The organism is Chryseobacterium jejuense, assembly GCF_017877355.1.
GTDB lineage: Bacteria > Bacteroidota > Bacteroidia > Flavobacteriales > Weeksellaceae > Chryseobacterium > Chryseobacterium jejuense_A.
Window position 1 is genome coordinate 303,516 of the sequence record NZ_JAGIPR010000006.1, and the last position, 11,794, is coordinate 315,309.

Below are 11,794 nucleotides of genomic sequence, written 5' to 3' on the forward strand. Positions count from 1 at the left end.
ATTATGGCTATTTCAAATTTAAATCTGATCGTGAAAAAGACCTGGCAGGATTTGCTAAAAGGGAAACAAAGCCTGCTTATTACCATCACCGTCCTCTTATTCTGTATGCTAAGTATTGGCATAGGGTATACAAAATATACTGACACTTTCTCAAAAATAAAAGAATACCGGAAAGAAATCCGGGAAGGCTGGGAACACAGACCTGATAAGCATCCACACCGCATGGCCCATTATGGCTATTTGGTTTTCCGGATTGGTCATCCTCTAAGTATTTTCGATAATGGATTGGATGATTATCTTGGAAACGTTATATTTCTGGAAGCCCATAAACAGAATACTGCCAATCTCTCTGAAGCCGGAAGTTCAGGCACTTTGGTCAGATTTGGGGCCTTCAGCGGAGCTTTTATCCTGCAGACTATAGTCCCTCTTATTATCCTTTTCTTAGGATTCGGTTTAATTGTACAGGAACGTGAGAATGCAACGTTAAAAATTATCAGTGTACAGGGAGCTTCAGGAAGAGATATTATCTGGGGAAAAATTCTGGGACTTTGGTTTTTTTCTCTGTGTTTTCTGATTCCGGTTATTCCAGCTGTTTTTCTGGCAGCATACCTATCAGGAACAACAGAATGGATTGATATTCTGATAAGACTGTCTTTTTTGCTGCCAGCTTATATGATTTATTATTTTTTCATCAGTGCTTTGACGATTGTGGTATCCGCAAACAGTAAAAGCACTTCTTCTGCTCTTATCAGTCTTATTGGTTTTTGGCTTCTTTTCATTATTATTTTACCTAAAGGAGTTCAGTTTGCAGCACAGAATTTATATTCCACTCCATCCCGCATTGCCTTTGAAACCAATCTGGAAAAGGATATTTTAAAATCCGGAGACAGTCACAATCCGGATGATCCTCATTTTAAAAAGATTAAAGATTCTTTACTGACTCTCTATAAAGTACGTTCCACTGACGAGCTTCCTTTTAACTATGGAGGCTTTGTGATGAAAGAAGGTGAAAAAATAAGTTCATCTATATACACCAGACATCAGCAGAAACTGCAGGATATTTATAATAAACAACAAAAATTCACAGATATCTCTGGATTTATTAACCCTGCGATTGCTGTTAAAAATTTTTCAATGATCGCCACAGGAACAGATTTTTTCTCTTACACCCAGTTTCAAAAGCAAGCTGAAGATTACCGTTATCAAATGGCTCAACATTTAAATGATCTGCAGATTGAGCATATCAGTAACATAAAACCGGAGAAAGGAGGTCCACCTGCTATCATAAATAAAGATAACTGGAAGAAATTTCCTGACTTTAACTATCAGTACACCTCTGTGTCTGATACCATGAAAGAACAGGTAATGCCCGGTATTGCTTTGCTTGCATGGCTGGCTATATGTATCATCATAATCGAAATAAGTGGAAGAAAATTAAAATTAATCTAAATGAATCATTATTTATATATCCAATTTTATCGCAATAAAGCCTATCTCATTGCTTTACTATTTTTATTGCTAGCCGGCCTCATGGCCATTTTTACTGGGAAAAAATTTCTGGACAGAAACGAAGATATTATTTCAAAAAGCAGAGCATTTCAGAAAGAGAGTATTGAAAGAAACACCAGGTTTCACAAGGATGATCTGGGGCTCGTTCTTTACTATATAAAGTTTAACCTGGTGAATGAAACTCCCAAACTGGCTGCTCTAAATATTGGCATGCGTGATTTAGCTCCTTCTGTTCAGGGAGTAACCGTCAGAAACCTGGAAGAGCAGCGTTATAATTCTGATTTTTATAACCCTGCCAATGTGGCTGTAGGAAACTTTGATTTCAGTTTTGTAGTTGTTTTCCTTTTTCCATTGGTTATTATTGCATTTTGTTATAATCTGATCTCCGAGGAAGAAGAAAAAGGAACATGGAAGCTTCTCTCTGTGCAAAGCAGTCATTTAAGAAAGCTTTTGGATCATAAAATGCTGATACGGCTTTTAGCCATAACCTTAGTTTACATAATTCTACTTATTATTGCCTCAGTCTGGATAAAAATTCCTTTGGATCAATATTATATTGCTTTTATGGTGAGCGGATGGTTATATATTCTATTTTGGTTTGCCTTATGCCGATGGATAATATCTTTCCGGAAATCTTCTGCCCAAAATACACTCATACTTCTTATAGCATGGGTGAGTATTAATTTTATAATTCCTATGAGCAGCAATATCCTGATACAAAGGATCTACCCTGTTCATGAATCTCTTAAAGCTGTAATGGAACAGAGAGATGGCTATCACAATAAATGGGACGAAGCAAAACGCCCTACTATGGAGATGTTTTACAAAGCCTATCCACAATACAAAAATTTCACCGTAGAGGAGAATGATGCATTTACCTGGACCTGGTATTATGCTATGCAGCACATGGGAGATATGGAGTCATCAAAATCATCAGAGCAGTATACCCAAAAAATGCAGAAAAGAAATCAGGCTGCAACTTATTTAGGCTATATTTTCCCCAACCTGCATACACAGATAGTAGAAAGTCATCTTGCCAAAACAGATATGAACAATCAGCTGCAGTATGCTTCTGCACTAAGGAAGTTTCATGAAGAAAAACGCTTATCCTTCTATCCGCTGATTTTTTCAGGAAAAAATACTGATTCTATAAACTGGGAGCAACAAGCTATACAAACTTTCAGTGCTTCTGAAAGCATAAAACCTATACAGCTTTTTCTGCCTTACCTGATCTTCATTGCTTTATTTATTATCCTTTCACAAAACAAATACAGAAAACTATGTTAAAAACAGTCAACCTACATAAAAAATATAATGATTTTACAGCACTTCACTCTCTTAATCTGGAGGTAAAAAGAGGAGAAATATTTGCCCTTTTGGGACAAAACGGAGCGGGTAAAAGTACAACGATCAACCTTCTTCTGGGACTCATTAAAGCAACTTCCGGTGATGCTTTCATCAATGAGATTTCGGTACGGGATCATCCTCAAAAAATAAAGCAACATTTAGCTTATATTCCCGAAACGGTACTCTTGTACCCTCAGCTTACCGGAATTGAAAATCTCGATTTTTTCTCCAGAATTGCAGGATTTACATACAGTAAAGAAGAGTTATCTGCATTGTTGCAGCATACCGGTCTTCAGGAAACAGCTCATCAAAAAGCCTTGGGAGGATATTCCAAAGGAATGCGTCAAAAAGTAGGAATAGCAATTGCTCTTGCCAAAGATGCAAAAGTTCTTCTCCTTGACGAACCCACCAGTGGGCTTGATCCGATAGCTACAGCAGAGTTTACAGAAATTGTACGCCAGTTGGGCAAGGATGGAAAAACAATTTTGATGGCAACCCATGATATTTTTAATGCCGCAAGCGTAGCAACTCATATAGGGATTATGAGACAGGGTGAACTGGTTCAGCATCTACCTTCCAAAGCTTTTACAGCTCAAGAATTGCAAGAGTTATATCTGAAAACAATCTGATACGATGAAAAAAAGCATAAAGGAATCCTCATTTATGCATAATAATTGATTTTAAAATGTAATTCTGATGTAATAACCGGCTTATATACATACCAAGTCAGCTTAATAATAAGCTGACTTGGTTTTATCATCTCTTTCTGGAGACTATTTAAGTTTATCTTTTATAACTGCAGCAGCCTGTAAGATTGAGGTTTGTACAGATGGTATATCTGCTAAAGGATTTAACAGACCATAATCATGAGTTAAGCCGCTCCGCTGTGTTGTGTAAGGACAACCTACACCTGCTTCATTTAATTTTCTTACATGCATTTCCCCTTCATCCCGAAGAACATCATTTTCTGCTGTCTGAACCAAAGCCGGAGGGAAACCTTTTAATTGGTCTACGGAAGCCTGCAGGGAAAGCATATATTTCTTTACATTTTTCAGTATCGGGCAGAAGCTGTCCCAGAACCATTTCATCATGTTTTTTGTAAGAAATCAGCCTTCGGAAAATTCATTATATGAAACGGTCTCAAAATCTGAGTCTGTAACAGTCTGAATGACTCAAGCAGGCATTGTTACAAATCAATTATATTTCCAATTTGAATATTGAATAGTTATTAAATATCAATTAATAATGTTCTAATAACTTGCTCCAGAACTACTGTTTCTTTTTTTGCTTTCTATTACGCTTAATGAGATAATATATTGTAGTTGGAATTACGATGAACAGGGAAATCCCTAATGAAATGAACTCCATAATCTGTTCATACCACAAATAGGAAAAATTAATCTCTACATACATAAAACGCAGGATAAAAAGAAAATGAAGACCTGCAATACAATACCAAAAACATCCGAATGAATCAATCTCACTCTCCATGATAATTTTGAAAAAAAACACTAAGCTTACTACCTGAATAAATAAAACCAATACAATCATATTCCTATTATTTTTACTTCCACATCATAAATCCTTGAGTTGCTAAATCTCGACCTTCGGGAAGATATAGAGTAATTTCAGGTGCAAAAGAGCTATTACTACCATAAGTTAACAATAAAGCGCTCCCGCCACGCAATTTAGGACGCTGACTACGATTGATAAGGCGAACAAGTTTTCCTTCTCCCATAAATTCTATATCAAAATCCTTGATATCCTGCATCTTGTATTCATATTTTTCAACATCATTTTTATACTCTTCTAAAAACTCTAATACATATTGTTTATCAACATATGCGGTGGCCATTGTACGTACATTGGAAACATAATCCAACTTGATGAGTGAATTTAAATCTTTATTAAGATATAATTTCCCAACCATTTGATAAAATTCAACAGCTTTTTTACGCAATAATTCCTGATTTAATTTTCTCAAATCCTGTCCTTTTTCCCATCCTTCAAATTCATAAGGAACTTCTGCATTGAAAGTAAAGCTAAATTCATAAAACTCTTTTCCTGCAGCTCCTTTTGGATTTACCTCTGTTGTGATTATTTTTTCATCATCAAAACCTTTTTTAGATTTATTATCCATCATTACTACTGAGATATCAACTTTAGCCTTATCTGATAGTATAGTTGCCGGGGGCTCATTCTCCAGACCCAAATCTTTATTAATTAAATCCCCGACAGGATACATTTTAACCGTAACTTTTTGAGGTCCCGATTTTAAAATATTACTAATTTCAATTGGAGTAATGACATTGGATAATTCGTAATCATCATAAATATTAACATCATTAATATAAGCTCTGACTAAGCAGTTTTGTTTGTTTATTCTGAAATAATATAAAGGCTCCTTGTCATAATGTTTAATTTGTGAACTTACTTTTTCTACAAAATTAGCTTCACTAATATCTTTGGTTTCCTCAGGGATATATTGAGTAATGTCATATACAGACTTTACTGTTTGTCCTTTAGAAACAACAGCATGTTTTGAGTTTTGACTACAGCCCACAAACCCAATACTGGAAAACAATATGTATAAACATCTCTTCACTATTTCCACATCATAAATCCTTGAGTTGCTAAATCTCGACCTTCGGGAAGATATAGAGTTATACCAGGAAAGTAATATCCTTCATCATACTCTAACATTAAAGCTCCTTTACCTCTATAATTTTTATCTATAGAGTTTTGTCTTAACCTTAACAACCTACCATCTCCCATAAATTCGATCTTATAGTTTTTGATTGGGGACATACTATAGTTTTGCTTGATATCGTCATTAAATTCATTTAAAAGGTCTACTAAGTAAGCTTTATCACTATAGAATGAACCTTGAATTCTTTTTTCTAAAGGAAAATTAATCTTTAGCCAAGAATCTAAATCTTTCTTTAAGTGGATTTGTCCAACCATTTCATAAAACTCGACAGCTTTTTTACGCAATAATTCCTGATTTAACTGTCTCAAATCCTGACCTTTTGTCCATCCTTCAAATTCATAGGGAACCTCCGCATTAAAAGTAAAACTGAATTCATAAAACTCTTTTCCGGCAGCCTCTTTCGGATTTACCTGCGCTGTGATGACTTTTTCATCATCAAAACCTTTTTTAGATTTATTATCCATCATTACTACTGAGATATCAACTTTAGCCTTATCCGATAATCTAGTTGCCGGGGGCTCATTCTCCAAGCCCAAATCTTTATTAATTAAATCTCCGACAGGATACATTCTTACCGTTATCTTTTGTTGGCCTGATTTCAATATTTGACCAATCTTAATTGGAGTAATAATATTAGACAATTCATAGTCTTTAAGATCTACTACGTCATTTATTTTAACTTCTATTAAACAATTTTGCTTGTTTATACGAAGGTAATAAACAGGTTCTTTGTCATAATGTTTAATGCTTTCTAATACTTTACTTGTATAATTATTCTCATTAACATTTTTACTTTCTTCAGGGATATATTGATTAACATTCATGCTTATACTACTTTGAATTTCATTATTATTTTTTTGTTTATTTTCTTGGCCACAGGCATATAAACTAAAACCTAATATTATTAATAATGTTTTTTTCATATCTCTATTTATTATTGCTCGGATTTTCTGTCATTTCGCTTGAATTAAATACTAATTGACAGGGTTCTAATAACATAAATTGTGTAGGTTTTTGTTGCTTGTTTACACCTTCTTTTTTTATTTTATCCTTATCTCTATTACTAACAGTAACCTTATACTCATACTCTCCTGCCAATCCTGTAAAAGCAATTTTATCTTCATGGTAAGGTTTGCTATCCGCTTTAAAATAATAGCGTTTTTCAATGAACACATTTCCTTCCACTTCAAATTTTCCATCTGCAGTTATTTCCTGTATTTTTTCTTCTTTATTGTTCCAGGTGAGGACATGCATTGCCCGCACCACTACTGAATTACTTACACTTCCCGAGAGTTTTAGCCTTACAGTAAAAGCTCCTGAAGGAGCAACACTAATTGAAGAATGATCTTTTTTACTTTCACCCTTAGCAAGAGTTATCATGTTCAGGCTTTTTTCAGCATTATGAATTTTCAACCAGAAATCAAGGTCTATATGGGCTGTAATATCTTTTTCAAATTCTGCTTCGGCTCCAAAAACCTCCTTTAAAGCGGTATCTGTAGCAAATGCTAAAAGGTTATAAATTCCATCCAGCGCTGTATTGGCAACATGCAGAGGATAAGTGATGGCTCCATACCAGCCAACAACTTCTTTACCACCCTTTATTTTAGTCAGAAACATTCTGCTCACTCCCAAACCAAATCCACCTGTTGCAGCTTTGCCCATATTAAGAGTCATTCCTACGGAAGTTTTATCCAACAACAGTTCTCCCAGGCTCTTCTTTTGTTTTACACCCATATTGAGTAACGGACTGATCTTCATCCGTTCTTCCATAACCGGCTGGACTCCGATTGTTGGATCATCAGCAAACCGATATCCTCTAAAGTATGACCCTTTCATCATCTCAAGAGTATTTTTTGCCATATTTACATTTCTTGCTGTTTCAAAGGTCTTTGAATACTTGGTCAGTATATTTCCTGCCTTTTTTCCTGCATTTACAACTTTTGCTCCTTTATTGATCGCTCCTGCTACTTTTCCTGCTTTCGAGATAAAATTGGCAAGAGCTGCTCCTTCAGTAAGAATAATCAGTAGTACATCAATAAGAATCTCCAATGTAACAACTCCCGCAATCAAGGCTTTAAGGGCACCAGGATGCGTTTCAGCATAATCAATCTGTTTTGAATTCTTTTTCCCTTCTTTATCAAAATCATAATAAGCGGTGAAACCAAACTCATACCTATCTGCCATATCTTTTATGATATCAAGAATAAAATTGCGTATAAATGCAGTTCCAATTACCGGGCTAATAATTGTTGCTGAAATACGGTCCGCAATCGGACTGTTTTTAATCCAATCTAATTCTTCACTTAGCCCCTTTACAGTTTTTATTGTTTTTTGCTGGCCAAAAAGATAATATTCGGGTATATATGGATCATCAAACAATGCATGAAATCCCCACGCAACATCTGCAAATGTTTTTAAATACAGACTTTTATGGTAGCGGCAGGTTTGTATAGGGATCCTGTAATATTGTATCAAATCTTTGCTGCTGATCTCCCAGTCCATTAAAACCCTTTTCAATGTAGAATAAGCTGGATCTGTATTAGACATCATACTGGAAAACAGAAAATAGTTCTTTAAAAAGTCCCAGCTGGTTTTTTCATCATACTGGTAATTAAAGGAAGGGTAAATATTAACCCTTTCATCTTCTTTTACCACCTGAACTTTGATCTGGGTGTCTTCTAATGCCTGGGTATCAATTACCCGACCTTTGTGTGGAGTGTTCCTATCCCGGACATCATCTTCCGAAAAGTAAGTTTTTTTAATATTTTCGTCAGTATACTGGCATTCTTTGGTATTTACATTTTCAAGCCGTATACTAAGTTCTTTGATATTTTTGCTGTCTTTAGGCGGGGCAATGGTAGAAACCAGAAATTTCATGTTCCCAAATTGTCCGTGCTGATCTTTTCGGGTGGGTTCTTTTTCATCAAAAAGTTTTATTTCCTGAGCACTTCCATACTTGTAAAATACCCTTTCATATTTACAGGGTTCATATTTCTGGGTGAAGTATTTCTCATCATATACCGTTACAGGACTTATATTAGTGACAAGCTTTTCCTGCTGGTAGAAATCAAAAAATACATCAAGATATTTCTTTTTCTTATCTCCATCAAACAGAAGCAGATCATCATAGGAAATTACAAAATACAGCTTCCCTAGAGACTTATGACTTATCTTTCCTGTAAAAGCTAATGTATCAGGCATCATATCTGCAATAAGAATAGGCAAAAGAGTAGCATAAAAACTCTTATTTTTCAGAAACTCTTCGTGAGAAAGGTAAAACCCCTGTAAACTGTAAAGTTCCGTGATAGTAAAAATACTGGTAAACAATATTTTAGACTCCCCATCTCTTCTTTTAAAATAAACATCTATTTTCAGTGGATGTCCGTACAGGCCAATTCCCTTTATATAAACAGTACTATTGTTATTTATACCTACTTCATAGGCTTCTCTATCTTCTTTGCTGTTCCACCATTTGGCTTCCATAATTTTTGGCTTGGCTACTACAATAAGCTGTATGGAAGCCAAAGGATTTCCATTCTCATCTTTAGCAGAAATAGTAAAAAGATGGGGTCTTTCATGGGATCCGGCATAGGATTTTAAAACGATAAGTTCTGTTTTATTTCCCTTGGTGAGATCTCCGGTATCAAGCTGTTCACCATTATCGAATATTCCCCAGATCGCTTTGGAAGCAGCTGGACTTTCTACAAGCTCCATCTCGAGATTGAAGGAATCTTCTTTAATCGTATCAAAATTAACAACAATCCTACTATTGTCTGTATTATGATTAGTAACTATTATCCTGGCCATGATCCTGTCTTGTATTAAAAGTTAAAGAATGCTTTGGCTGCTTAGGCTCTGAAAGAATAGGACAAAGCTCTTTCATCACATCCTGGTCTGCTTTTTCCATATTTTGAGGTCCTAGTTCGGCAATCTGCCCATGATTAATAATAGTAATGCAGTCAGCACCACCAATCGGACATGTTGCTTTACTATCTTCCAGCAGAACCATTCCTCCATTGTCTTCAATAATTATTTTATCATAATATCCGCTCCATTGTGTGATTACTGCTGTACAAGGAGTATTATTCTTTTTAGAACAGTTTCCGAACGTATTTTTCTCGAAAGTAGAACCTATATCTACATGGGTTGCAGTTAATTTTTGCTTACCATCCTTATCGTTGATGTAACGTCTGCTCTGGGTATTTACTTTAAGTGTATCGGGTGTTGTACCGAAATTGCACTTGCAGATTGCACCCTGACAAACCAAGTGTTTTTCACTCATATTATTTGTATTTGTGTTGATTGGGTGTATAAAACTCTATAATTGGTGAATCCAAATATAGAAAAAATCCAAACAGTGAACAGGGTTTTTACCCTGTATCCCTTATACATAGTTCATTTACAATTCATAAATTCCTATTTCCATTCTCTTATGATGATTTTTTCCTCGCAATTCAATGAGCCCTGCCACGGAAAAGATTCTCTTATTTGTTTCATCTATTTTAAATACCATGCTGATATCTCCTTTTACTTTATGTTCAGGGTTCCTGTTAACCAAAACATCGGAAGGAACATTCCATAGCTCATTTTCTAATCTGTTATCAATACAAGATCCAGTAAGACGGATTATAAACTTATTATTTTCGTTGATCTTCAAATCAGGATTCAAACTCACTTTAAACTTCACACCTGTATGTTGTGGAAAAATAGGATAATGGTCTTCATATTCCACAGTCTTCCCATGGGCATAACTTCTATAAACAGGAGTATGCCATAATTTGAAAAAAATACTGTTCAGCAGTTTATTCCCATGTAATTCTGTATTGCATAGAGCTTCCTCTGCTTTGGATAGAATCTCAGCAACGGTTTCTCCCTGATAATATTCCTCTAATTCCGAACGCAGCTGTATCCATCGTTCTTTAATTTCTTTACTGTTAATCACACTTTTAAAACTTCCATCATTATTACTGCTAAGCTTAAGCGGATAAAGACAATTATCAATTTTATGATAAAGATGCTCTGCCAATCGGAAGCTGTCACTATTATTTACCCATACAGAATGTTTATTGAAGGTGGCTACATACAGATCATCATGAACCTCTTCTGTAATATCGATTTCAAAATCCAATTCGCTTGTCATTTCTTCATGTTGAAAATAACGCTCGGTAATTCCATATTTTTTCATTGTTTTTCCAATAGCCTTCGTCACGTTAGCATTGGAATACTCAAGTTTTTGGGGAACAGGAATTTCCTGTTCATAGCTCATTGGAAGCAGTATATATTTTAGTTTTTGAGGAAGAATATCCCCATAAATATATTCATCTACTACTCCACTATGAAGATTATGATAGTACACAAGCTCGGCAATGGATAACCCTAGTTTACCCGCAATAGCTGAAACAGTATCTCCTGCCACAATCTGATATTTCTTCTGTACTTTCTTCATGGCTTTATTTTATATGATATATTATGAAGCTATGGATATAATTTGAATCATTCAGTTAATGTTTAAAATGATTTTCTTCCATCTTCTGATAAAAAAGTATTTGTTTAAATTACATGAATTGAATTATCCTTGTCAGCAATATCCAACCTTATCTCTAGACTCAAGTCAGTACATTGATGGATCTCAGCAACTTTATTTGTTCTTTAGGACTAAACTCCGGAAAGGAAACACAGATAGAGCTCTTACCTTTACATTAATAGTATTTTTTCTTTAATTTTTTTCATGGTACTTAGTTGTTTAACATGCAATATAGTTGCTATAAAATTCACAAACAAAGGAATTGGAAACAAATTGAAAATTTGTAGTAATTCTACGACTTTTATTACCTTTTTAACAACGATAATCAACAAAAACCATGAAAACCATGACCAACACTTTGTTTTCAGTGTGATTTCACCTAGTGATCAAAGAAATTTCGCATTAAGACATAAGACAATAATATTCAAAACTTTAGAAATATTCCGTAATTCTAAATAAAGCACCATGAAAACCTTCTCTCTGCTGGTTAATTCAAAAAATATTAAATTTTATTGAAAAATATTTTGTCAGAAATTAAAAACTCTCTATATTTGCACCACTAAAAACAACGATACAATCGGAGTTTAAAGGAGAGTTGGCAGAGTGGTCGATTGCGGCAGTCTTGAAAACTGTTGACTGTAACAGGTCCGGGGGTTCGAATCCCTCACTCTCCGCAAAAAAAGGTACAAATCATTTGATTTGTA

Annotated in this window: 8 protein-coding genes, 1 tRNA gene and 1 pseudogene; 4 read left to right on the forward strand and 6 right to left on the reverse strand. The window is 34.9% G+C overall.

The window, feature by feature from the left end; all coding sequences use genetic code 11:
• Nucleotides 1–3 precede the first annotated feature (3 nt).
• The 3 genes from J2772_RS14535 to J2772_RS14545 are packed head-to-tail and all read left to right on the forward strand — an operon-like array spanning nt 4 to nt 3,485.
• On the forward strand, nt 4–1,449 hold the full coding sequence (locus tag J2772_RS14535) for an ABC transporter permease (RefSeq protein WP_209917867.1): 1,446 nt from the start codon (nt 4–6) through the stop codon (nt 1,447–1,449).
• Nucleotides 1,450–2,796 (forward strand): DUF3526 domain-containing protein, encoded by a 1,347-nt coding sequence (locus J2772_RS14540; RefSeq protein ID WP_209917869.1) that lies wholly within the window; start codon nt 1,450–1,452, stop codon nt 2,794–2,796.
• Complete coding sequence (locus J2772_RS14545; protein ID WP_209917871.1) at nt 2,790–3,485, forward strand: ABC transporter ATP-binding protein; 696 nt, start codon at nt 2,790–2,792, stop codon at nt 3,483–3,485. Before J2772_RS14540 ends, J2772_RS14545 begins: the two co-directional genes overlap by 7 nt.
• A 144-nt stretch (nt 3,486–3,629) precedes the next feature.
• On the opposite strand, the pseudogene J2772_RS14550 reads toward J2772_RS14545, so the two are convergent.
• The 6 genes and pseudogenes from J2772_RS14550 to J2772_RS14575 form a co-directional block, all read right to left on the reverse strand.
• Nucleotides 3,630–3,950, reverse strand: a pseudogene (locus tag J2772_RS14550) (alpha/beta hydrolase fold domain-containing protein); the annotation flags it as partial.
• Nucleotides 3,951–4,420: 470 nt separating this feature from the next.
• The gene (locus J2772_RS14555) at nt 4,421–5,440 is read right to left on the reverse strand and encodes a hypothetical protein (RefSeq protein ID WP_209917875.1); all 1,020 of its coding nucleotides are present in this window, start codon (nt 5,438–5,440) and stop codon (nt 4,421–4,423) included.
• 20 nt (nt 5,441–5,460) lie between these two features.
• Nucleotides 5,461–6,489, reverse strand: a complete 1,029-nt coding sequence (locus J2772_RS14560) for a hypothetical protein (protein WP_209917877.1) — start codon at nt 6,487–6,489, stop codon at nt 5,461–5,463.
• 4 nt (nt 6,490–6,493) lie between these two features.
• Nucleotides 6,494–9,373 carry a hypothetical protein gene (locus J2772_RS14565; RefSeq protein WP_209917879.1) on the reverse strand — a complete coding sequence of 960 codons (2,880 nt, stop codon included), beginning with the start codon at nt 9,371–9,373 and terminating at the stop codon, nt 6,494–6,496.
• Entirely contained in the window at nt 9,351–9,848 is a 498-nt protein-coding gene (locus J2772_RS14570) for a DUF4280 domain-containing protein (protein ID WP_209917880.1), read from the reverse strand. Before J2772_RS14570 ends, J2772_RS14565 begins: the two co-directional genes overlap by 23 nt.
• A gap of 117 nt (nt 9,849–9,965) precedes the next feature.
• Nucleotides 9,966–11,012 carry a hypothetical protein gene (locus J2772_RS14575; protein ID WP_209917882.1) on the reverse strand — a complete coding sequence of 349 codons (1,047 nt, stop codon included), beginning with the start codon at nt 11,010–11,012 and terminating at the stop codon, nt 9,966–9,968.
• A gap of 667 nt (nt 11,013–11,679) precedes the next feature.
• Between J2772_RS14575 and J2772_RS14580 the strand changes: the two genes are divergently transcribed.
• A tRNA-Ser gene (locus J2772_RS14580) sits at nt 11,680–11,764 on the forward strand.
• The last annotated feature ends 30 nt before the right edge of the window (nt 11,765–11,794 follow it).